We start from the raw sequence: 21,090 nt of genomic DNA on the forward strand, positions 1-21,090 counted from the left end.
ACCCCCCATCGGTCCCCCCACCCCACAACAGCACCCCCGCACCCCCCATCGGCCCCCCACCCCACAACAGCACCCCCGCACCCCCCATCGGCCCCCCACCCCACAACAGCACCCCCGCGCCGCTCATTGGTTGCCGTGCTCCGCGACAGCACCCCCCCCCCGCCCCCATCGGTCCCCCCACCCCACAACAGCACCCCAGCGCGCCTGGAGGGGGTGGAGGTCTTCCGGGAGGGGGGGGCGGGGGGTCAGTGGGGCGTTGGGGGGTGGAGGGATTGGGTCAGGGCGGAAGCGGCTTCGTAGGGGTCGGGGGCCTCGGTGATCGCGCGGACGACGACGATCCGGCGGGCGCCGGCGTCGAGCACGGCGGGGAGGTTCGAGAGATCGATCCCGCCGATCGCGAACCAGGGCCGTTCCGTGCCGAGGGCGGCGGCGTGGCGGACGAGGGAGAGCCCGGGAGCGGGGCGCCCTGGTTTCGTGGGGGTCGGCCACACCGGCCCGGTGCAGAAGTAGTCCGCGCCGGGCTCGACCGCCGCGGCGTCCACCTCGGCCTCGGCGTGGCAGGACCGGCCGATCAGCACGTCGGGGCCGAGCAGGGCGCGGGCGGCGGGCACCGGCAGGTCGTCCTGCCCCAGGTGCAGCACGTCGGCGCCGGCCGCGTGCGCGACGTCGGCCCGGTCGTTGACCGCGAGCAGCTTGCCGTGCCGGCGGCACGCGTCGGCGAGTATGTCGAGCGCGGCCAGCTCCTGGCGGGCCTCGATGCCCTTGTCGCGGAGCTGGATGATGTCGACGCCGCCGCGCAGCGCCGCGTCGGCGAACTCGGCGAGGTCGCCGCGGGCGGTACGCGCGTCCGTGCACAGGTAGAGCCGCGCGTCGGCGAGGCGGGCGGACGCAGCTGGAGTGGGCATCGCGGGCTCCCGGGGTCGATGCGCCCCGGGCGGGCCGCCGCCGTGCACGCACGCGGGTGCGGTACGGGCGTGGCGGCGGCCCCCGGCGGGCGCGGGCTACACGGCGAGCGCCTGCGCGCGGCGCTTCACCTCGGTCCCGCGATTCTCGCGCAGCGCGTTGGCGGGGGTGCCGGGCAGGGTCGGGTCAGGCGTGAAGAGCCACTCGAGGGCCTCGTCGTCCGTGAACCCGTCGTCCTTCAGCAGCGTCAACGTGCCGGGCAGCCCCTTGACGATCTTTCCGTCTCCGATGAAGTCGCTCGGCACCATCAGGACCTTGTTCTCCCCGCGGCGAACCGCGATGAGCTGCCCTTCCTTGATCAGCGGTCGAATCCGGGTCACTTCGAGGCCGAGACGCTCCGCGACCTCGGGCAGGGTGAGCCAGGAGGGGACGAGAGCGTCAATGTGTGCGTCAACCGACGAGAAAACAGTCACGGGACAAGCCTGCCACCTGCGGCCGACAATCGCTCCCAACGCTGAGCCGTCACGGTAGTGGTGCCCGCCGTGTCGTGCCCGCGCCCGGGCCGGTCAGCGGGGCACCGCGGACTTCAGCGGCACCGCCGGGTCCGCGGCGAGCGCGGGGTCCGGCTCGAAGCCGGCCGCGATCAGCTTGCGGGCCTGTGCCATGTCCCGCGGCCGCTCCACCGCGAGGAGCGCCACCAGCACGCCGCGGCGCAGCCACAGCACCGACCAGGACGTGCCGGAGGGGTCCCCGCGGGTGAGCAACTGGTCGTCGTCCCGGTGGAATCCGGCGTACTGCACGAAGCGGCCGAACTGCTCGGACCAGAAGTACGGCACCGGGTCGTAGGTCTCCTCGCCGCCGAGGAGGTTCGCGGCGGCGGTGCGCGGCCCCTGGACGGCGTTGTCCCAGTGGTGGATGAGCAGGCGCCGGTTGTAGCGGGCCGAGGGGAAGGACGCGCAGTCGCCGACCGCGTAGACGTCGGGCGCGGTCGTCCGCAGCCGCTCGTCGGCCTGTACCGCGCCCTGCGGGTCCAGGGTCACCCCGGAGCCGGCCAGCCAGCCCGTGGAGGGCCGGGCGCCGACCCCGACCACCACCGCGCCGGCCGCCAGCCGGCTGCCGTCGGCGAGCACCACCCCGCCCGCCTCGACCGCGGCCACCGGCGTGCCGGTCCGCAGGGTGACGCCCGCTTCGTCGTACCAGCCGGTCATGTGTGCGGTGACGGAGGCGGGCAGCACCCCGGCGAGGGGGCGGTCGGCCGCCTCCACGACCGTCACCTCGCAGCCGGCCTGCCGGGCCGCCGTCGCGAACTCGGCGCCGATCCAGCCGGCGCCGACCACCACGACGTGCTCGCGCCGGTCGAGTACGGGGCGCAGCGCGGCGGCGTCGTCCAGGGTGCGCAGCGGGTGCACGCCGGGCAGGCCGGCCGTGCCGGGCAGGGCCACCGCGTACGCGCCGGTCGCCAGCACGAGCGCGTCGTAGTCCACCCGCCCGGTGTCGGTGATCAGTTCGTGCCGCTCGGCGCGCAACGCCTGCGCGTGCACGCCCAGCCGCAGGTCCACGTCGAGCGCGGCGAAGTCGACGTCGAAGTGCACGTCGGTGAGGGCGCCGCCCTCCGCGCCGAGCAGCACCGCCTTGGACAGCGGCGGGCGGTCGTACGGCAGGTGCGGCTCGTCTCCCAACAGGGTGATCCGGCCGCGCCACCCCTGCCGGCGCAACTCGACGGCCGTCTGCACGCCGGCCATGCCGGCTCCCACGATCACTGCGTGACGCTCGCTCACCCGGCCACGTTAACCCGTCGGTGCCGCGGCGGACGCCCGCCCCGTCCGCGCCGCGGACCTGCTTCGCCCTCGACGCGGCGGCGGACGGGGGCGGTCGGGCGGCGGACGGGGGCGGCGTCCGGGCCGGGGCCCTCCGCTAAGCTGGCCGGCAAGCGAGATCGCGGGAGCCCGGGCGGACCGGGCTGAGAGGGTGGCTGGTCGGCCGCCGACCGTACGAACCTGATCCGGGTCATGCCGGCGAAGGGAGCAGCCGAGACTCATGCGTACCCGAACAACGGACGTCCTCGTCGTGGGGGGCGGCATCATCGGGCTGGTGACGGCGTGGCGCGCCGCCCAGCGCGGGCTGGCCACGGTGGTGGCCGACCCGTCCCCAGGCGGCGGAGCCGCCCACGTGGCGGCGGGCATGCTCGCCGCGGTGACGGAGTTGCAGTACGGCGAGCAGACGCTGCTCGACCTGAACCTGGCGTCGGCCGCGCGCTACCCGGACTTCGTCGCGGAGTTGACCGCGGCCACCGGCCTGGACACCGGCTACCGCCCGTGCGGCACCCTCGCGGTGGCGCTGGACGCGGACGACCGGGCGGACCTGCGCGACCTGCACGCGTTCCAGACCTCGCTCGGACTTTCCGCGCAGTGGCTGAGCGGGCGGGACTGCCGCCGGCTGGAGCCGCTGCTGGCCCCCGGGGTGCGCGGCGGCCTGCGGGTGGACGGCGACCACCAGGTCGACCCGCGCCGGCTGGCCGCGGCGCTGCTGGGGGCCGCGCGGGCCGCGGGCGTGGAGTTCGTCCGGGCGAAGGCGGTCCGGGTGGAGTGCGCCGGCGACCGGGTCACCGGCGCGGAACTCGCCGACGGCACAAGGGTGTCGGCGGGCCGTACCGTGCTGGCCGCGGGCTGCGAGAGCGGCCGGCTGCCGGGGCTGCCGGAGGACGCGCTGCCGCCGGTGCGGCCGGTGAAGGGGCAGATCCTGCGGCTGCGGGTGCCGGCCGCGCGGGCGCCGTTCCTGTCGCGCACGGTCCGCGCGGTGGTCCGCGGCAGCCACGTCTACCTGGTGCCGCGGGAGAACGGCGAGCTGGTACTCGGCGCGACCAGCGAGGAGTTCGGCTGGGACACCGCGGTGACCGCCGGCGGGGTGTACCAGCTCCTTCGGGACGCGCACGAGTTGGTACCCGGGATCACCGAACTCCCGCTCACCGAGACGCTGGCGGGACTGCGGCCGGGCTCCCCCGACAACGCGCCCCTGCTCGGGCCGTCTGAGCTGGACGGCCTGCTGCTCGCCACCGGGCACCACCGCAACGGTGTGCTGCTCACCCCGATCACCGGGGACGTGCTCGGCCACGTCCTGGACACCGGCGAACTTCCCGACTACGCCAGGCCGTTCGGGGCCGGCCGGTTCGCGGCGACCGCGCGTGAGGAGCAGGCGGTATGACGATCAGCGTGCTCGTCAACGGGGAGCGGCGCACCCTCGACGAACCGATCGAACTCGGCGCCCTCGTGGCGCGGTTCACCGCGGCGCCCTCCGGGGTGGCCGCCGCTCTCAACGAGACCGTCGTACCGCGCTCGCGCTGGGCCGCGACCCCGCTGGCCGAGGGCGACCGGGTGGAGATCCTCACCGCGGTGCAGGGAGGCTGACCGTGACGACATCGGTGAAGTCCGCGGGGACGGCCGATCCGCTGCGGATCGGGGACGCCGTGTTCGGGTCCCGGCTGATCATGGGGACCGGCGGGGCGCCCAGTCTCGACGTGCTGGAGCAGGCGCTCCTCGCGTCCGGTACGGAGTTGACGACCGTCGCGATGCGGCGGCTGGACCCGACCGCGAAGGGTTCGGTGCTGTCGGTGCTGGACCGGCACGGCATCCGGGTGCTGCCGAACACGGCCGGGTGCTTCACCGCGGGCGAGGCCGTCCTCACCGCGCGGCTGGCCCGGGAGGCGCTGGGCACCGACTGGGTCAAGCTCGAAGTGATCGCGGACGAGTGGACGTTGCTGCCCGATCCGGTCGAACTCCTCGACGCCGCGGAGACGTTGGTGGACGACGGGTTCACGGTGCTGCCGTACACCAACGACGATCCCGTGCTCGCCCGCAAGTTGGAGGATGTCGGGTGCGCGGCGATCATGCCGCTCGGCGCGCCGATCGGGTCCGGGCTCGGCATTCGCAATCCGCACAATTTTCGGCTCATCGTGGAGCGCGCGTCCGTGCCCGTGATCCTCGATGCCGGTGCCGGCACCGCCTCCGACGCGGCCTTGGCGATGGAACTCGGGTGCGACGCCGTCATGCTCGCGTCTGCGGTCACCCGGGCGCAGCGGCCCGCTCTCATGGCCGAGGCCATGCGGCACGCGGTCGCCGGCGGCCGGCTCGCCCACCGGGCCGGCCGCATCCCCCGCAGGTACGGTGCCCTCGCTTCCTCCCCGACCGACGGTGCCCCCACCTTCGGGGCGGCCCCGGACTCCCCGTCCTGACGGTCCCCGTCCGCCTCCCGGGTGCGGCCCCCGCGGCTCCCCGCCACCAGGGTTTCGGCCCGTTCCCGGCCGCGCCCCGGTGGTGGGTTGCGCGCGCAGTTCCCCGCGCCCCTGGCGGGTGACCGTCCTCCCGCGGAAGGAGCCGCACCAAGCCAGGGGGCACCCCCACCCAGGCGAAGCCCGGGGGGGAGGAACCGCGCGCGCAACCGGCCACCGGGGCGCACCCGGGCGCGAGGGGGAACCCCCGCGGCGGGGAGCCGTACCGTCACAACCGCGTAGCGAACCGCGCGGGTCACGTCGAACCACCCAAAGCGCCTCGTAGAATCGGTGGCCGTGGACACCAGCGTGCAGGACCCGCTTGTCGGGCAGATGCTCGACGGGCGCTACCTGGTCGAGGGGCGCATCGCCGTCGGGGGGATGGCGACGGTCTACCGCGCCATGGACACCCGGCTGGACCGGGAACTCGCACTGAAGGTCATGCACCCGCGGCTCGCCGAGGACGCCGTTTTCGTGGAGCGCTTCATCCGCGAGGCGAAGGCGGTCGCGAAGCTGGCGCACCCGAACGTGGTGGGGGTCTTCGACCAGGGCGCGGACGGCACGTACGTGTACCTGGCGATGGAGTACGTCGCCGGGTGCACGCTGCGGGACGTGCTGCGGGAGCGCGGCGCGCTCCAGGTGCACGCGGCGCTGGACATCCTGGAACCGGTGCTCGCGGCGCTGGGCGCAGCCCACCGCGCGGGTCTGGTGCACCGCGACATGAAACCCGAGAACGTGCTGATCGGCGACGACGGCCGGGTGAAGGTCGCCGACTTCGGCCTGGTCCGGGCGATCGACACCAAGACGAGCGTGTCCACGGGCGTGGTGCTGGGCACCGTGTCGTACCTGGCGCCGGAGCAGATCGGGCACGGCACGGTCGACCAGCGCGCGGACGTGTACGCGTGCGGCGTGGTGCTGTACGAGATGCTGACCGGCCGCAAGCCGTACGACGGCGACACCCCGATGAAGGTGATGTACCAGCACGTCAACGAGGACGTGCCGGCCCCTTCCGCGGTCATGCCGACCGTTCCGCCGCTGCTGGACGCGCTGGTGGCGCGGGCCTGTGCCCGGCTTCAGCAGGCCCGCCCGGCGGACGCGGTGGAGCTGCTCGCCGAGGCCCGTACGGCCCGGGCCGCCCTCTCGCCCGAGGAGCTGGACGCGCGGCCGGGCGGCGCGAGCGCGCAGGCCGCGCCCGTACCGGTGCCGGTGCCCGAGCCCGTGGACGCGGCACCCGCCGGACCGGCGGGTGCCGAGGAGCCCACCAGCGTCGTGGCGCTGCCCGACGGCCCGGTCACCGACCGCACCACCCGCCTGCTGCTGCCCACCCCGCCGCCCGACGACCCTCCCCCCGCCCCGGCACCCGGGGGAAGGGCCCGCTCCCGCCGCGGCCCGCTCGCCCTGCTCGTCGCCGTGCTGGTCCTGATCGGCGTCGCCGCGGGCGTCTGGTACATCAACGACGGCCAGTTCACGACCGTCCCGGGCGTGCTGTCGCTGCCGCAGGCGAAGGCGGAGCAGCAGCTCGACAAGGCCGGCCTGGACACCAAGGTGAAGCGGGACTTCTCGCTGACGGTGCCGCCCGGCAGCGTGATCGCCACCGACCCCTCCCCGGGCAAGCGCATCCGCGGCAACGGCACCGTGACGCTGACGGTCTCCAAGGGCCCGCAGCACGTCCAGGTGCCCGACGTCGCCGGGCGCGACCTGGCCACCGCCCGCAAGGAGATCAAGGCCGCGAGCCTGACCCCGGGCACCGTCGCCCAGGCGTTCGACGACGACGTGCCGCGCGGCGAGGTGGTCTCCACCGACCCGAAGGGCAGCACCGAGCTGGCCCCGGGCACCCCCATCGCGATCACCGTCTCGCGCGGCGCCCCGATCGACGTGCCGGACGTGGTCGGCGAGTCGGTCACCGACGCCCAGCAGGACCTGGAGGCGGCCGGGTTGAAGGTGGTGCTCGCGCCGGGCAAGGTCTTCTCCGACGAGGCCGACAAGGACCAGGTGGCGCTGGAGTCGCCGGGCAGCGGCAGCCAGGCCGCCGCGGGCGACTCCGTGACGATCACGGTCTCCAAGGGCCAGCAGCAGTTCCCGGTGCCGGACGTGACCGGCAAGAGCGCGGGCGACGCGAAGAAGATCCTCCAGGCCGCGGGCTTCGACGTCCGTGTGATCAACATCTTCTTCGGCAGCACCGTGTTCAGCCAGTCGCCCGACGGCGGCAGCCAGGCCCCCAAGGGCGCCACGATCACCCTGTGGGTGCGCTGAGACGGTGTTCGAGTGAACGAGCTGATGACGCCTGGCCGGCTGCGCAACCCGGTCGGCGCGCACGTGCCGGTGGCGGGCGGCCTCGCCGCCAAGGGCCTGGGCTACGCGGAGCGGTTGGGCGCGGAGGCGGTCCAGGTCTTCGTGGCGAACCCGCGCGGCTGGGCGACCGGCCCGGGCGACCCGGCCCAGGACGAGGAGTTCCGCACCCGGTGTGCCGACGCGTCCCTCCCGGCGTACGTCCACGCGCCGTATCTGATCAACTTCGGCTCGCACACCCCGGAGACCGTCGACCGCTCGGTGGCGTCACTGCGGCACTCGCTGCGCCGCGCGCGGGCGATCGGCGCGCTCGGCGTCGTGGTGCACACCGGTTCGGCGACCGGCGGCCGGGGCCGCGAGGCCGCGCTGGGGCAGGTACGGGAGCGGATGCGGCCGCTGCTGGACGAGTTGACGCACGACGACGACCCGTGGCTGCTGCTGGAGTCGACCGCAGGCCAGGGGTCCTCGCTGTGTTCCCTGGCGGAGGACCTGGGGCCGTATCTCGACGCGCTGGACCGGCATCCCCGGGTGGGGCTGTGCCTCGACACCTGCCATGTGTTCGCCGCCGGGCACGACATCGCCGCGCCCGGCGGGGTGGCGCGCATGTTCGCGGAGATCGAGAGCGCGGCGGGCGCGGGGCGGCTTCGGCTGATCCACGCGAACGACTCCAAGGCGGGATGCGGCTCCCACCTCGACCGCCACGAAGGGATCGGGTCCGGGCGGATCGGGGCCGACGCCTTCCGCGAGATTCTGGCCCACCCGGCGACGTCCGGGGTGCCCCTGATCATCGAGACCCCGGGGGGACCCGAAGGGCACGCCTCGGACGTGAAGCTGCTCCAGTCCCTCCGCCCCGAGCCGGTGAGCGGCGCGGCCTGACCCGGGGCGGCGCGGCCTGGACCCGAACCCGGGCGGTGCGGCCTGACCCGGGGCGGCGCGGCCTGGCCCCGAACCCGGGCGGTGCGGCCTGGACCCGGCCCCGGGCGATGCGGCCGTCAGGTCTCCTGGATGAAGCGGCTGAGGAACGCCTGCGTGCGGGCCTGGGCGGGATTGTCCAGGACCTGGCGGGGCGGTCCGCTCTCGACGACCTGCCCGTCGTCCATGAACACCACCCGGTCCGCCACCTCCTTGGCGAAGGCGATCTCGTGGGTGACCACGAGCATGGTCAGGCCCTCCTCGGCCAGGGTCCGCATGGTGGCCAGCACCTCGCCGACGAGTTCGGGGTCGAGGGCGCTGGTCGGCTCGTCGAAGAGCATCAGCTTGGGCCGCATGGCCAGTGCGCGGGCGATGGCCACCCGCTGCTGCTGCCCGCCGGAGAGCTGCCGCGGGTAGGCACCCGCCCGGTCGGCGAGGCCCACCTGGTCCAGCAGCCGCAGCGCCGTCTCGCGTGCCTCCGCCTTCGGCACCCGCAGGACGCCGACCGGCGCCTCCATCACGTTGGCCAGGACCGTCTGGTGGGGGAAGAGGTTGAAGTGCTGGAAGACCATCCCGATGTCGCGACGCTGCCGGGTGACCTCCCGGGGACGCAGGTGCGTCACGCGCGAGCCCGACTGGCGGAAGCCGATCAGCCGGCCGTCGACATGGATGGAGCCCGCGTCGATCTGCTCCAGGTAGTTCACGCACCGCAGGAGCGTCGACTTGCCCGAACCGGAAGGGCCGAGCAGGACGACGACCTCGCCGGTGCCCACCTCCAGGTCGATGCCGCGCAGCACCTCCTGGTGCCCGAACCGTTTGCGCACCTGGCGGGCCACCACCATCGGCGCCGGCTTCGTCCCGGCCGGGCCGGTGGCGACCGGGGCGCTCCGCGGACCCGTCACGCTCCGCACGGCCGTCTCGTCCGTCGTCATGAGATCGTCTCCTCGGTTTCCCGTGCCTTCGGCGCGAGGGTCGCGCGCTGCCGGCGGAAGAACGCGAAGTCCCAGAAGCTCTGGGGGGTGTTGCGCGTCGCTCCGCGGGCGTAGTGGCGCTCGATGAACGACTGCCCGACGTAGAGCACGGACGTCATGATCAGGTACCACAGGCACGCCACGATCAGCAGCGGGATGGTCTCGAAGGTGCGGTTGTAGACCGACTGCACGGTGTAGAGCAGGTCGGCCAGGGCGATGACGCTCACCAGCGAGGTCGCCTTGAGCATGTTGATGACCTGGCTGCCGGTGGGCGGCACGATGAACCGCATGGCCTGCGGCAGCACCACGCGCCGCAGGATTCTGGCCCGCCCCATGCCGAGCGCGGACGCGGCCTCCGTCTGTCCCGGGTCCACGCCGAGCAGGCCGCCGCGCACGATCTCCGCCATGTACGCGGCCTCGTTGAGCCCGAGGCCGAGGATGGCCGCGAACCACGGGCTGATCAGCGAGTTCGTCGCCGCGTGCCCGAACTCGGGGCCGAACGGCACGCCGAGGGAGATCCGGGGAAGCAGGGCCGAGAGGTTGTACCAGAAGATGAGCTGGACCAGGACGGGGATGCCCCGGAAGAGCCAGACGTACAGCCCGCAGGCGCCGCGCATCACGCGGTTTTCCGACATGCGCCCGATGGCCAGCAGGACGCCGCCGACGATGCCGATGAACATGGCCACCGCGGTCAGTTCGATGGTCGTGGCGATGCCGGGGCCGATGAGCTGGGCGTCGAAGTAGGCGCCGACCGTGCCCCATTCGAAGTTGGGGCTGGTCACCAGGAAGTGCCCGAGCTGGGCGGCCAGCACCGCCAGCACCAGGACGGACAGCCAGCGCAGCGGGTGGTGGACACGTGCCGCGGTGGAGACGTCGACGGTGCCGTGGACGGAAAGCGGCGCGGTGCCGTCGCCGGGGCCGGACCGGGTTGCGCCGGTGTGCGGACCGGTCGTGTCGGGGCCGTCCTGGGCGGTCGTGGAATGCGGGGTGGCCATGGCCGGCTCACCTCCTCTCAAAGGGTCTGCTGCGGATTTCAGGCGTCGCCGCCGAGATTGATGCCGGGCGTGGTGAGCTCATTGCGGGTGAGGTTCCACTTCTTCATGATCGATCCGTACGTGCCGTCGTCGACCAGCTTCTGGAGCGCCTTGACCAGCACGCCGCGCAGCGGCGAGCCCTTGGCGACGACGGCGCCCTGGTACAGGTCGTGGAAGCCGTTGGCCGACTTGGTGCCGGACAGCTCCAGTTGCCCCTTGGACTGCGAGACGAAGTAGGTCAGCGGCGACTCGGAGGAGAAGAACGCGTCGGCCCGTCCGGACCGCACTGCCAGGATCGAACTGGGCTGGTCCTTGTACGACTGGACGGCGATGGCCTTCTTGCCGTCCTTGACGCAGGTCCGCGACTGCGAGCGGATGACGGACTCCGCCGAACCGCCGGCCTGGACGGCGATGCGCCGGCCGCAGGCGGTGGGCAGGGAGTCGATGCCGGCCGGGTTGCCCTTCGGGACGGCGAAGACCACGAACTCCTTGACCCAGTCCACGAAGTCGTTCGCGCCCTGCCGGTCCTTGAAGTCCCCGACCGGCCCGAGCGCCAGGTCGTAGCGGCCCGCCTTGATGCCGGTCAGTTCGGAGGGCAGCCCGTCGGCAGTGACGTTCTGGATCTTCACGCCGAGCAGCCGGCCCAGCGCATCCGCCAGGTCCGCGGAGGCGCCGGTGAGGCTGGAGGTGTCGGAGCCGGCGATCTCGTAGGGCGGGAAGGAGCCGCCGTTCACCGACACCAGCGTGCCGGACGAGCGGTTCTTGGCCGGCAGCATGGCGTGCAGCGCGGGGTCCTCGGTGATCGAGGTCTGCCGGCCGCCGGAGGTCTGCGCGCCGCCCTGGGACTCCGGCGGGTTCGCCGCGCAGGCGGTCAGGGCGAGGGCGCAGGTCAGGGCGGCGGCCGCGCCGGCGAGGGCGGATCTCATGAGGGGCCTCCCAGCAGTATGGGGTCGGGGTTGACGGCGAAGCGGCGGTTGGCCAGCACCGGCAGGGTGCGCCGGGCCGTCGCCGTGGCCTCGGGGTCGATGTCGGCCCAGGCGAGCCCGGGACCGGCGGCCAGCCGCGCCCGGACGGTGCCGAGCGGGTCCACCAGCATGCTGTTGCCGATATTGCGCGGACCGCACTCGCCACTGGCCGCCACCCAGCAGGTGTTCTCCAGCGCGCGGGCGGTGACCATGACCTCCCAGTGGCGCTCCTTGGCAGGACCGCGCACCCAGGCCGCGGGCAGCGCGAGCACCTCGGCACCGGCGTCGACCAGCAGCCGGGCCAGTTCCGGGAAGCGTACGTCGTAGCAGGTCATCAGGCCGACTCCGGTGCCGGCCACCTCGACGACGACGGGCGGCTCGTCCGCGGGGCGGACGTTCACCGACTCCTGGTCGCCGAAGGCGTCGTAGAGGTGCAGCTTGCGGTAGCGGGCGACCAGGGCGCCGTCGCGCAGGACCACCAGTGTGTTGAAGACCCGACCGTCGTCGGAGGGCTCGTGGACGCCGACGACCACGGTGGCGCCGCCGCCGCGGGTGGCCGCGGCCAGCTCGCTGACGAAGGGGCCGTCCAGCGGCTGCGCGACCTCGCGGATACGGTGCCGGTCCTCGGTGAAGCGGGCCAGCACGCCCTCGGGCAGGACCAGCAGGTCCGCGCCCCCGCGTTCGGCCTGCTCCAGTGCGTCCTTGCACGCGGCGAGGTTGTCCTGCCAGTCCGGACGGGCGGCGAACTGTCCTACTGCTGTACGCATGGTGTGCTGCTCCCGGTCGGGGCCGCGGACCGGTGAGCTGTGGTCGCGGCGGGCGGTTCGGTGACGTCGACGGTGTCGAGGGCCGGGTCGGGGAAGACCACGGCCGGGTCGATGGGCTCGGGCCAGACGCCCTGCTCGTGGAGTTCGGCGCAGAACGCCCGGGTCATCGCGGCGTTGGGCAGCGCTCCGTACGGCATCCAGTCGCCGTCGAAGAGCAGCGCCGACTCGGTGAGCTGGTGCAGCAGCCAGGGTTCGGTGTCCGCGAGCAGGCGGCGGCGGCCCACCCAGCGGCGCTTGGACTCCTCCAGCGCCGCCAGCAGCGCGGCGGGCAGGTCCGGATGGGCCCGCACGACCTCGCGCTTCAGCGTCACCAGATGGATGCCGGGGACGAACCCGGTGGTCCGCCAGTACGCGCGCTCGGCGGCCGGGTGGTCGGCGAGCAGGTGGCGGAAGCGGCTGCCGGCCGTGAACAGTTCCGGCGGCATGAACGGTGTCAGGATCGCGTCCACGCGGCCCGCGGCCAGCTCTCCGACCAGCGACTCCCCCGCCGACATGGCCGACACGTTCGGCGGCAGCGGGCGCGCGCCCAGCCGGCTCTTGCCGATCTCGCCCGCCTCCAGCGGCCCCACCCGCCACTCCACCCCGGTCAGGTCCACTCCGGCGGCCCGGATCAGCGCCCGGGTCCAGGTGTTGCCGGAGTCCGGCCAGCCGGTCAGGCCGATCCGGGTTCCGGCGAGTTCCTCCAGCGCGTGCAGCGGGCTGTCGGTGCGCACCAGCACGCAGCGGTGGCGGAAGCCTCGCATCACGAACGCCGGCAGGCCGACCAGCCGGTCGTCCCCGGCCGCCACGGCCTGCACGTAGCGGCTGAACGAGGTCTCGCCGCCGTCGAGTCCGGGCTCGGCCAGCACGTCGGGCGTGACCTCGCGCGACTCGATGCGGACCGTGCAGCCCGGTACCTCCACGCCACCGGAGGCCAGCGGGACGAGATGGTCCCAGTCACGAAGTCCCAGTCGGACCACAGGGGAGGACACAGTGCGCAACTCCTCGCGTGTACGAACTTTCCACGCATAGCTCTCATACGGCCTGCGATGCAAAGGAGGCTATTGTTCACCCAGGACGGTAGACAAGAGTTGTTTTGTTACTGAACATAGGTTTTCCACGTCGTAACCTGCTGAGGGTGCGTCAGAGTGCGGTCCGGGCGAAGGGCGGGGCGATGCAGGAGAAGGCGATCAGCGGGGCGGGCGCGGCGCAGGAGGCCGGCGGCACGGCCACGGAAGAGGCAGGCGGGGGCTGGTCCGCGGTCCGGCTGGCCGGGCGGATCACCGACCCCAGCGCCCGCGGCATCGCGGCGGCCATGACGGACCTCATCCGGGCCGGTGACCTGGCACCCGGCAGCGCGTTGCCGACCGTGCGCGCCCTGGCCGCCGCGCTGGAGGTCAGCCCCGGCACCGTCGCGGAGGCGTGGGCCCTGCTGCGCGGCCGCCGGACGATCGCCACGCTCGGCCGACGCGGCAGCGTCGTCAGCGGGCCGCCGTCCGTGCCCCACCCGGTGCGCTACGAAAGGGTCGGCGACCTCGGTCCCCACCTCACCCTGGACCTCGCCGTGGCCGCCCCCGACCGGGCGCTGCTGCCGGCCCTGGACGGCGCCCTGCTCGCGGGCGCCCGCACGCCCCAGCTCAACGACTACTCGCGCACGGCCGTCACCTCAGCCCTTCTGGACGCCGTACGCGGCAGCTGGCCGTTCGAGCCGGAGGCGTGGATGGCGGTGGGCGGCGGCTACGAAGGCGTACACCTGCTCTGCCAGGCGCTGATCGCACCCGGCGACCGGGTCGCGGTGGAGGAGCCGACGGCGGCTCGGCTGCTGGACATCCTGGAGTCCCTGGGAGCCCAGATCCTGCCCGTCGCCTGTGACGCGGAGGGGCCGCTGCCGGACTCGCTCGCCGACGCCGTCGCCCGTCGCCCCACGCTCTTCCTGCACCAGGCCCGGGCGCAGGCGCCCTGCGGCTGGACCGTGAGCCCGGCCCGGGCCGCCGCGCTGGCCGCCGTCCTGGAGCCCGCCCGGAACATCACCGTCATCGAGGACGACGGCATCGGCCCGCTGGCCCGCACCGACGCCGGCAGCATCGGCACCCATCTGCCCGAGCGCACCGTGCTGGTGCGCTCCTACAGCAAGGCATACGGGCCCGACCTGCGCATCGCCGTGCTCGGCGGGCCGCGCGAGGTGGTCGAGCGCGCCCGGGTGCTGCGCACCTTCGGCATCGGCTGGACCAGCCGCATCCTCCAGGACGCCCTGGCCCACCTACTCACCGACGACACGGCGAGCCGTACCGTGCGGGCCGCCGCCGACCGGTACGACCTGCGCCGCAGGGGGCTGGCCGACCGGCTGGCCCGGCACGGCGTGCCCACGGCCAACCGGGACGGCCTGATGCTCTGGGTGCCGGTGGCCGACGAGACCTCCACGCTGGTCACCCTGGCGGCGCGCGGTATCACCGTGTCCCCCGGCAGCCGCTTCTGCGTCTCCTACTCCCTGCCGCACGTCCGGGTCGCCACCAGCCGCCTCACCGACGACCCGGAGGCGCTGGACAGGACCGCCGCCGTCCTCGCGAGGGCCGCCGTCGCCCCGGACGCGCCCTAGCGCCTGTCGTTGGGATCTCCGCGGCGTCGCGGCCATCCCGGCACGCCTGGCCGACTCCCCCGACGCCGCCTAGAGTTCGGGGCCGTCGCCCGGGGTCTCCTGGAAGGAGTAGCGCTGCTCGCTCCAGGGGTCCCCGACGTTGTGGTAGCCCCGCTCCTCCCAGAACCCGCGGCGGTCGGCCGTCATGTACTCGATGCCGCGGACCCACTTGGGCCCCTTCCAGGCGTAGCGCTTGGGGACCACCAGGCGGACGGGGAAGCCGTGTTCGGCGGTGAGCGGCTGACCGCTCTCGTGCGTCGCGAAGATCGTGAGGTCGTCGAGGAAGTCGTCGATGCGCAGGTTGGAGCTGAAGCCGTACTCGGCCCAGACCATGACGTGGGTGACGTCCTCCGCGGGCGGCGCGAGCTTCGCGACGGTGGTGGCGGCGACCCCGCCCCACTCCATCCCGGTCATCGAGAACTTCGTGACGCAGTGGAAGTCGGCGACCACGGTGGCGTACGGCAGCGCGGAGAACTCGTCGTGGTTCCACACCGGCCGCGCCCCCTGCGCGGTGGCACCGAAGACACGGAAGTCCCAGCGGTCGGGGCGGAAGCGGGGCACGGGGCCGTAGTGCGTGACCGGCCAGCCCCGCTGGAGCCGCTGCCCCGGGGGGAGCCGCCCCTCCGGATGCTCGTGCCGACCCATACCCCCATGGTGACAGACCCGCCGCGATGCTTCCGCCGCGAGGCGCCGCTCACCGCCCCCACCAGGGGTTTCGCCGCGCCGGGCGGCGCCGCCGTAAGCGTGCACTTACTGGAACAGGCCGCTGGGCGGTGCGAGGATGCCCGGAACTGTCGAGCCCGAACGGGAAGGACGGCGTTGCCATGCAGGGCGACCCCGAGGTCATCGAGTTCCTCAACGAGCAGTTGACGGCCGAGCTGACCGCGATCAACCAGTACTTCCTGCACGCGAAGATGCAGGACAACTTCGGGTGGACGAAGCTCGCGAAGAACACCCGCGCCGAGTCCTTCGACGAGATGCGGCACGCCGAGATCATCACCGACCGCATCCTGCTGCTGGACGGCCTGCCGAACTACCAGCGGCTGTTCCATGTGCGGGTGGGGCAGACCGTCACCGAGATGTTCCAGGCCGACCGGCTGGTGGAGGTCGAGGCGATCGACCGGCTGCGCCGGGGCATCGAGCTGATGCGGTCGAAGTCCGACGTCACCTCGGCGCGGCTCTTCGAGGACATCCTCAAGGACGAGGAGCACCACATCGACTACCTGGACACGCAGCTCGGGCTGATCGAGAAGCTGGGCGAGCCGCTCTACATCGCGCAGCAGATCGAGCAGCCGGAGAGCTGACGCGGGGCGGGGCCGTGCCCGGTCAGGCGACGCGCCGCAGCGGCAGCGGCAGGGCCGGCGGTACGGACCCGGGCTGCGGCAGCACCGAGGGCTCCAAGGGCGCCGTCACGGGCTCCCGCGGCGCGGTCGCCGGCTCCACCGGGGCCTTCGCCGGCTCCAGCCTGGTCCGGGTGGCGCAGCCGTCGCCGCGGCCCAGGACCGCCTGGATGCGCTTGACGCAGGAGCCGCAGTCGGTGCCGGCCTTGCAGGCGGAGGCGATCTGGCGCGGGGTGCAGCGGCCCTCCTCGGCGTGCTGCTTGACCTGCTGCTCGGTGATGCCGAAGCAGGAGCAGACGTACACGCGGTCACCGCCGATCGAGGCCAAGGGCTACTGAGGTAATCCTTACCTTACCCAGAGGTCCCGGCGGAAGAAAAGCCACGAGGGGCGCGGATCGATGTGATCCGCGCCCCTCTGCCGTATCTCGGTGCCTGGTCTCGGCGCCGGGTCTCCCGGGGTGCTACTGGCCCCGGTACATCTCCGCGACCAGGAACGCCAGGTCCAGCGACTGGCTGCGGTTGAGCCGCGGGTCGCACGCCGTTTCGTACCGCTGGTGCAGGTCGTCGACGAAGATCTCGTCGCCGCCGCCGACGCACTCGGTGACGTCGTCGCCGGTCAGCTCGACGTGGATGCCGCCGGGGTGGGTGCCCAGGCCGTGGTGGACCTCGAAGAAGCCCTTGACCTCGTCCAGGACGTCGTCGAAGCGCCGGGTCTTGTGGCCGGAGGCGGCCTCGAAGGTGTTGCCGTGCATCGGGTCGCAGACCCACGCCACCTTCGCCCCGGACGCGGTGACCTTCTCCACCAGCGTCGGCAGCTTGTCCCGCACCTTGTCCGCGCCCATCCGCACGATGAAGGTGAGCCGCCCGGGCTGCCGGTCCGGGTCGAGGCGGTCGACGTAGGTGAGCGCCTCCTCCGGGCTGGTGCCGGGGCCGAGCTTCACGCCGATCGGGTTGCCGATCCGCGAGGCGAACTCGATGTGCGCGCCGTCGAGCTGCCGGGTCCGCTCGCCGATCCAGACCATGTGCCCGGAGACGTCGTAGAGCTTGCCGGTGCGCGAGTCGGTACGGGTCAGCGCGGTCTCGTAGTCGAGCAGCAGCGCCTCGTGGGAGGCGTAGAACTCGACCGTGCGGAACTCGGCCGGGTCGGTGCCGCACGCGGCCATGAAGGTCAGCGCGCGGTCGATCTCGCGGGCGAGTGCTTCGTAGCGCTGCCCGGACGGCGAGGACTTCACGAAGTCCTGGTTCCAGGCGTGCACCTGGCGCAGGTCGGCGTATCCGCCGGTGGTGAAGGCGCGCACCAGGTTCAGCGTGGAGGCGGAGGCGTGGTACATCCGCTTGAGCCGCTCCGGGTCCGGGATGCGGGCCTCGGAGGTGAACTCGAAGCCGTTGACCGAGTCGCCCCGGTAGGTCGGCAGCGTGACGCCGTCGCGGGTCTCGGTCGGCTTGGAGCGCGGCTTGCTGTACTGCCCGGCGATCCGGCCGACCTTGACCACCGGCACCGACGCGGCATAGGTGAGCACCGCTCCCATCTGGAGCAGCGTCTTGAGCTTGTTGCGGATCTGGTCCGCACCCACGGCGTCGAACGCCTCGGCGCAGTCGCCGCCCTGCAGGAGGAACGCCTTGCCCTCGGCCACCGCGGCCATGCGGCTGCGCAGTTGGTCGCACTCGCCGGCGAAGACCAGCGGCGGATACGAGGCGAGCTCGGCGATCACGTCGCGCAGAGCCTCGGGGTCCGGCCACTCGGGCTGCTGCGCCGCGGGAAGAGACTGCCAGGTGTTGACCCCGGCATGGGTTTCGGCTTTCACGGTCACGGGCTCCACAGTACGGGGTCCGATGGGTGCCGGATCGGGCCGCTCAGTGGATGAGACATCTCGCCACCGGATACGGACGGCTGCCGCCGCGGTGCGGTAGGGTCGGTGCCATGACCGCGATGATCACCCGCACCACCCAGCACACCTGCTGGCGGACCGCTTCTCCGGCGGCCCGTTAGACATCGCGCGCAGATCACCTCGCGAAGGCCGCCCAGGGGGCGGCCTTCGGTGTTTCCGGGTCCGGCCGCCCCCTTCCCCGCCCGTCAAGGAAGGAACGCCCGCCGTGCCCCTCTCCGCCCCGCCTCCCACCGCCGCGCGACTCGTGGAGCGCCTGCTCACCCCCGGCTGCCCGCCGTTCGCCCTGCTGCACCGCCAGACCCCCGGCCGCCCGCGGGACGTGGTGGAGGTGCTGCTCGGCCCGATCGAGCACGCCGACACGCTCGCCGGCATCCCGCTGCCCTCCGGCGCGCCCGGCGCCCCCGTCACCGACGCGCTGGCCCTGGTGCCGTTCCGGCAGATCCGCGAGCGGGGCTTCGACGTCCACGACGACGGCACCCCGCTGGCCGTGCTGCGCCCGCAGGAGGCGTACGAACTCCCGCTCGCCGAGGTGCTGGCCGCGTTGGAGGCGCTGCCGGGCGGGCGCGAGGTGCGGGTCGAGGGCGGCGCGTTCGACGTCGACGACGACGCGTACGCGCGGATCGTGCGGCAGGTGATCGACGACGAGATCGGCACCGGTGAGGGCGCCAACTTCGTGATCCGGCGCACCTTCCGCGGCTACCTCCCGGACTTCGACCCGGCGGCCGGGGGCACCTCCCGGGCGAGGGTTCTGGGGGAACTGGCGCTGTTCGCCCGGCTGCTGCGCGGCGAGCGCGGCGCGTACTGGACGTACACGGTGCACACCCCCGAGCGGACGCTGGTCGGCGCCAGCCCGGAGGTGCATGTGCGGATGTCCGGCGGCACCGTGGTGATGAACCCGATCAGCGGCACCTACCGCTACCCGGCGCAGGGGCCGTCCGCCGAGGGGCTGCTGGAGTTCCTGCACGACCCGAAGGAGGTGGAGGAGCTGACCATGGTGGTGGACGAGGAGCTGAAGATGATGTGCACGGTCGGCGACCTCGGCGGGGTCGTGATCGGGCCGCGGCTCAAGGAGATGGCGCACCTGGCGCACACCGAGTACGAGTTGCGCGGGCGCTCCAGCAAGGACGTGCGGGAGGTGCTGCGCGACACGATGTTCGCCGCCACCGTCACCGGCTCGCCGGTGCAGAACGCCTGCCGGGTGATCGAGCGGTACGAACCGCGCGGCAGCGACGGCTCCGGGCGCGGCTACTACGCGGGCGCGCTCGCGCTGCTCGGGCGGGACGCGGGCGGCGCCCAGACGCTGGACTCGCCGATCCTGATCCGCACCGCCGACATCTCCCCCGCCGGCGAGTTGAAGGTGCCGGTCGGCGCGACCCTGGTGCGGCACTCCGACCCGTACGCGGAGGTCGCCGAGACGCACGCGAAAGCCGCGGGGGTGCTCACCGCGCTCGGGGTGCTCGCGCCGCCCGCGGGGACGCGCCGGGCCTCGGCGGGGTCCGGCGCGGGCTCGGCCGCGCCCCGGCTCGCCGACGACATCCGGGTGCGGGCCGCGCTGGACGCCCGGCGCTCCAAGCTCGCGCCGTTCTGGCTGCGGATGCGGACCGGCGGCCCGGCCACCGCCCCGGCCGACGGCGACGCGGCGTCCGGCGGACCGGTGCTGGTGGTGGACGCCGAGGACACCTTCACCGCGATGCTCGCGCACGTGCTGCGCTCCTCCGGCCGCACCGTGGCCGTACGGCGCTACGACGAGCCAGGGCTGCGGGAGGCCGCGCTGGCGCACCTCGGGCCGGTGGTGCTCGGCCCCGGCCCCGGCGACCCGGCGGACACCGCCGACGCCAAGATGCGGTTCCTGCGCGCCCTCACCGCCGACCTGGTGCGCGACCACGCGCACGGGCTGCTCGGGGTGTGCCTCGGCCACGAGTTGATCGCGGCCGAACTCGGCCTCGACCTGGTCCGCAAGGACCACCCGGCGCAGGGCGCGCAGGAGGTGGTCGACTACTTCGGCACCCGTACGACGGTCGGCTTCTACAACACCTTCACGGCCCGCTGCGACGCCGACGCCGCCGAGGAACTGGCCATGCACGGCATCGAGTTGAGCCGCGACCCGGGCTCCGGCGACATCCACGCGCTGCGCGGACCGGGCTTCGCGGGCATCCAGTTCCACCCCGAGTCCGTGCTCTCCCTCGACGGCGCCGCCCTCGCCGCCGGGCTCCTCACCCACATCGCCACCACCGCCCGGGCGGTGCGACCGCCGGTATAGCGTGGTCGGCGTGGTTTTCGGGGGCCGCCCGGCCGACGGGGCGGGCGGCTCGGGGGAGGGAGCGCAGTCATGGGATTCCGCCGCAACAGGCCGCAGTTGCCGCCGGAGGAGGACCCGGTGCCGTGGCGGGAGGTCACCCGCTTCGTCGTCGGCCGGCGGGTGCGGGGCGACGAGAGCCGCATCGTGCGCCCGGCCTACGGGCCGCCGGCGGTCCGGGTGCCGAACGGCGGCGAGAACCGGTTCGCGCCCGCGGTGTTCATCGAACAGCCGCACACGGCCGAGGAGCTGTACGACCTGTACGGCGCCCTGGACAGGGCGCCGGTGTGCCGGGTGCTGCCGCTGGCCGGGACGGGGACGGACACCGCGGACCGCGGGGACGTCGACGGCCACCGGGTGGTCGACCCGGCCGGCGCCGAGATCGGCCGGGTGTTCCGCACCCCGCGGGCCAAGCGCTCCGTCCAGCAGACCCTGTGGTTCCAGCAGCCGGGACACCCGAACGTGGTGGCCCGCCACCACTGGGCGACCGGCTCGACCCGTGAGGTGGCGGGCCGGGTGACCACGGCGGCGGTCGGCACCGCGGCCGTGGTCGCGGTGGGCCTGGCGCTGAGCGCCATCGGGCTCGACGGCGACGGAGACGGCGAAAGCACCGGCGACAGCGGGCGCTCCTCGTCGAAGCCGGTGACCTGGCGGGCCGGCGACGAGGACGTCCTCGACTACCTCCCGGGCCAGGGCCGCCAGCGCCCCTACGTCCCCCGGGCCGACTGGCTCGACCTGCGGCTCGCCTTCGCCCTGGCCGTCCTCCGCGAGAGCTGGTGACCGGAC

At 73.7% G+C, this 21,090-nt stretch carries 20 protein-coding genes and 1 riboswitch; of the genes, 9 read left to right on the plus strand and 11 right to left on the minus strand.

Annotated features, from left to right (window positions below):
• Positions 1–245: 245 nt before the first annotated feature.
• The 3 genes from thiE to AB0399_RS33895 all read right to left on the minus strand — a co-directional run bounded on the left by thiE (position 246) and on the right by AB0399_RS33895 (position 2,681).
• The gene (gene thiE, locus AB0399_RS33885) at positions 246–905 is read right to left on the minus strand and encodes a thiamine phosphate synthase (RefSeq protein WP_366413897.1); all 660 of its coding nucleotides are present in this window, start codon (positions 903–905) and stop codon (positions 246–248) included.
• 96 nt (positions 906–1,001) lie between these two features.
• A complete protein-coding gene (locus tag AB0399_RS33890; protein ID WP_329370405.1) occupies positions 1,002–1,376 on the minus strand; it encodes an Rv2175c family DNA-binding protein in 375 nt (124 codons plus the stop codon).
• 93 nt (positions 1,377–1,469) lie between these two features.
• Positions 1,470–2,681: an FAD-dependent oxidoreductase gene (locus AB0399_RS33895; protein ID WP_366413898.1), complete on the minus strand. Its 1,212-nt coding sequence runs from the start codon at positions 2,679–2,681 to the stop codon at positions 1,470–1,472.
• A gap of 150 nt (positions 2,682–2,831) precedes the next feature.
• A riboswitch (TPP riboswitch) is annotated at positions 2,832–2,945 on the plus strand.
• Between AB0399_RS33895 and thiO the strand changes: the two genes are divergently transcribed.
• The 5 genes from thiO to AB0399_RS33920 all read left to right on the plus strand — a co-directional run bounded on the left by thiO (position 2,941) and on the right by AB0399_RS33920 (position 8,332).
• Entirely contained in the window at positions 2,941–4,104 is a 1,164-nt protein-coding gene (gene thiO / locus AB0399_RS33900; protein ID WP_329370402.1) for a glycine oxidase ThiO, read from the plus strand. Its footprint overlaps the riboswitch before it by 5 nt.
• Positions 4,101–4,307, plus strand: coding sequence for a sulfur carrier protein ThiS (thiS, locus tag AB0399_RS33905; RefSeq protein WP_329370400.1), 207 nt, complete (start codon positions 4,101–4,103; stop codon positions 4,305–4,307). The genes thiO and thiS overlap by 4 nt, the downstream gene beginning before the upstream one ends.
• 41 nt (positions 4,308–4,348) lie before the next feature.
• Entirely contained in the window at positions 4,349–5,131 is a 783-nt protein-coding gene (locus tag AB0399_RS33910) for a thiazole synthase (protein WP_329374376.1), read from the plus strand.
• 333 nt (positions 5,132–5,464) lie between these two features.
• A complete protein-coding gene (gene pknB / locus AB0399_RS33915; protein WP_366413899.1) occupies positions 5,465–7,420 on the plus strand; it encodes a Stk1 family PASTA domain-containing Ser/Thr kinase in 1,956 nt (651 codons plus the stop codon).
• A 24-nt stretch (positions 7,421–7,444) separates the two neighbouring features.
• On the plus strand, positions 7,445–8,332 hold the full coding sequence (locus AB0399_RS33920) for a deoxyribonuclease IV (protein WP_366413910.1): 888 nt from the start codon (positions 7,445–7,447) through the stop codon (positions 8,330–8,332).
• Between the two features lie 116 nt (positions 8,333–8,448).
• On the opposite strand, the gene AB0399_RS33925 is transcribed toward AB0399_RS33920, so the two are convergent.
• From AB0399_RS33925 to AB0399_RS33945, 5 genes are all read right to left on the minus strand, one after another.
• Positions 8,449–9,210 carry an amino acid ABC transporter ATP-binding protein gene (locus tag AB0399_RS33925; RefSeq protein WP_328473985.1) on the minus strand — a complete coding sequence of 254 codons (762 nt, stop codon included), beginning with the start codon at positions 9,208–9,210 and terminating at the stop codon, positions 8,449–8,451.
• 86 nt (positions 9,211–9,296) lie between these two features.
• Positions 9,297–10,334: an amino acid ABC transporter permease gene (locus AB0399_RS33930; protein ID WP_366413900.1), complete on the minus strand. Its 1,038-nt coding sequence runs from the start codon at positions 10,332–10,334 to the stop codon at positions 9,297–9,299.
• Between the two features lie 38 nt (positions 10,335–10,372).
• Positions 10,373–11,299 carry an ABC transporter substrate-binding protein gene (locus AB0399_RS33935; protein ID WP_329370397.1) on the minus strand — a complete coding sequence of 309 codons (927 nt, stop codon included), beginning with the start codon at positions 11,297–11,299 and terminating at the stop codon, positions 10,373–10,375.
• On the minus strand, positions 11,296–12,105 hold the full coding sequence (locus tag AB0399_RS33940) for a deaminated glutathione amidase (RefSeq protein ID WP_366413901.1): 810 nt from the start codon (positions 12,103–12,105) through the stop codon (positions 11,296–11,298). Before AB0399_RS33940 ends, AB0399_RS33935 begins: the two co-directional genes overlap by 4 nt.
• The gene (locus tag AB0399_RS33945) at positions 12,090–13,136 is read right to left on the minus strand and encodes a hypothetical protein (RefSeq protein ID WP_329370395.1); all 1,047 of its coding nucleotides are present in this window, start codon (positions 13,134–13,136) and stop codon (positions 12,090–12,092) included. Before AB0399_RS33945 ends, AB0399_RS33940 begins: the two co-directional genes overlap by 16 nt.
• Before the next feature lie 146 nt (positions 13,137–13,282).
• On the opposite strand from AB0399_RS33945, the gene AB0399_RS33950 reads away from it, so the two are divergent.
• Positions 13,283–14,740 carry an aminotransferase class I/II-fold pyridoxal phosphate-dependent enzyme gene (locus AB0399_RS33950; RefSeq protein ID WP_366413902.1) on the plus strand — a complete coding sequence of 486 codons (1,458 nt, stop codon included), beginning with the start codon at positions 13,283–13,285 and terminating at the stop codon, positions 14,738–14,740.
• A 69-nt stretch (positions 14,741–14,809) separates the two neighbouring features.
• Here the strand turns inward: AB0399_RS33950 and AB0399_RS33955 are convergent, their stop codons facing one another.
• Entirely contained in the window at positions 14,810–15,424 is a 615-nt protein-coding gene (locus AB0399_RS33955; protein WP_366413903.1) for a sulfite oxidase-like oxidoreductase, read from the minus strand.
• A gap of 179 nt (positions 15,425–15,603) precedes the next feature.
• Here AB0399_RS33955 and bfr point away from each other — a divergent pair, with 179 nt between their 5' ends.
• A complete protein-coding gene (gene bfr / locus AB0399_RS33960; protein WP_329370389.1) occupies positions 15,604–16,083 on the plus strand; it encodes a bacterioferritin in 480 nt (159 codons plus the stop codon).
• Positions 16,084–16,105: 22 nt separating this feature from the next.
• On the opposite strand, the gene AB0399_RS33965 is transcribed toward bfr, so the two are convergent.
• Positions 16,106–16,423 carry a (2Fe-2S)-binding protein gene (locus AB0399_RS33965; protein ID WP_329374374.1) on the minus strand — a complete coding sequence of 106 codons (318 nt, stop codon included), beginning with the start codon at positions 16,421–16,423 and terminating at the stop codon, positions 16,106–16,108.
• Positions 16,424–16,580: 157 nt separating this feature from the next.
• Positions 16,581–17,930, minus strand: a complete 1,350-nt coding sequence (locus AB0399_RS33970) for a class II 3-deoxy-7-phosphoheptulonate synthase (RefSeq protein ID WP_329370387.1) — start codon at positions 17,928–17,930, stop codon at positions 16,581–16,583.
• 283 nt (positions 17,931–18,213) lie between these two features.
• Between AB0399_RS33970 and AB0399_RS33975 the strand changes: the two genes are divergently transcribed.
• Together AB0399_RS33975 and AB0399_RS33980 are read left to right on the plus strand one after the other, a co-directional pair.
• The gene (locus AB0399_RS33975) at positions 18,214–20,268 is read left to right on the plus strand and encodes an anthranilate synthase family protein (protein WP_366413904.1); all 2,055 of its coding nucleotides are present in this window, start codon (positions 18,214–18,216) and stop codon (positions 20,266–20,268) included.
• A gap of 69 nt (positions 20,269–20,337) precedes the next feature.
• Positions 20,338–21,084, plus strand: coding sequence for a hypothetical protein (locus AB0399_RS33980; protein WP_366413905.1), 747 nt, complete (start codon positions 20,338–20,340; stop codon positions 21,082–21,084).
• Positions 21,085–21,090: the final 6 nt, after the last annotated feature.

This window comes from Streptomyces sp. NPDC088194 (assembly GCF_040702025.1).
In the GTDB taxonomy this organism is placed as follows: domain Bacteria; phylum Actinomycetota; class Actinomycetes; order Streptomycetales; family Streptomycetaceae; genus Actinacidiphila.

Excerpts from the sequence above, each read along its gene's own strand:
- thiE (WP_366413897.1), bottom strand. The coding sequence starts at position 905 with ATGCCCACTCCAGCTGCGTCCGCCCGCCTCGCCGACGCGCGGCTCTAC.
- thiO (WP_329370402.1), top strand. The coding sequence starts at position 2,941 with ATGCGTACCCGAACAACGGACGTCCTCGTCGTGGGGGGCGGCATCATC.
- thiS (WP_329370400.1), top strand. The coding sequence starts at position 4,101 with ATGACGATCAGCGTGCTCGTCAACGGGGAGCGGCGCACCCTCGACGAA.
- AB0399_RS33920 (WP_366413910.1), top strand. The coding sequence starts at position 7,445 with ATGACGCCTGGCCGGCTGCGCAACCCGGTCGGCGCGCACGTGCCGGTG.
- AB0399_RS33925 (WP_328473985.1), bottom strand. The coding sequence starts at position 9,210 with ATGGTGGTGGCCCGCCAGGTGCGCAAACGGTTCGGGCACCAGGAGGTG.
- AB0399_RS33930 (WP_366413900.1), bottom strand. The coding sequence starts at position 10,334 with ATGGCCACCCCGCATTCCACGACCGCCCAGGACGGCCCCGACACGACC.
- AB0399_RS33935 (WP_329370397.1), bottom strand. The coding sequence starts at position 11,299 with ATGAGATCCGCCCTCGCCGGCGCGGCCGCCGCCCTGACCTGCGCCCTC.
- AB0399_RS33940 (WP_366413901.1), bottom strand. The coding sequence starts at position 12,105 with ATGCGTACAGCAGTAGGACAGTTCGCCGCCCGTCCGGACTGGCAGGAC.
- AB0399_RS33955 (WP_366413903.1), bottom strand. The coding sequence starts at position 15,424 with ATGGGTCGGCACGAGCATCCGGAGGGGCGGCTCCCCCCGGGGCAGCGG.
- bfr (WP_329370389.1), top strand. The coding sequence starts at position 15,604 with ATGCAGGGCGACCCCGAGGTCATCGAGTTCCTCAACGAGCAGTTGACG.
- AB0399_RS33980 (WP_366413905.1), top strand. The coding sequence starts at position 20,338 with ATGGGATTCCGCCGCAACAGGCCGCAGTTGCCGCCGGAGGAGGACCCG.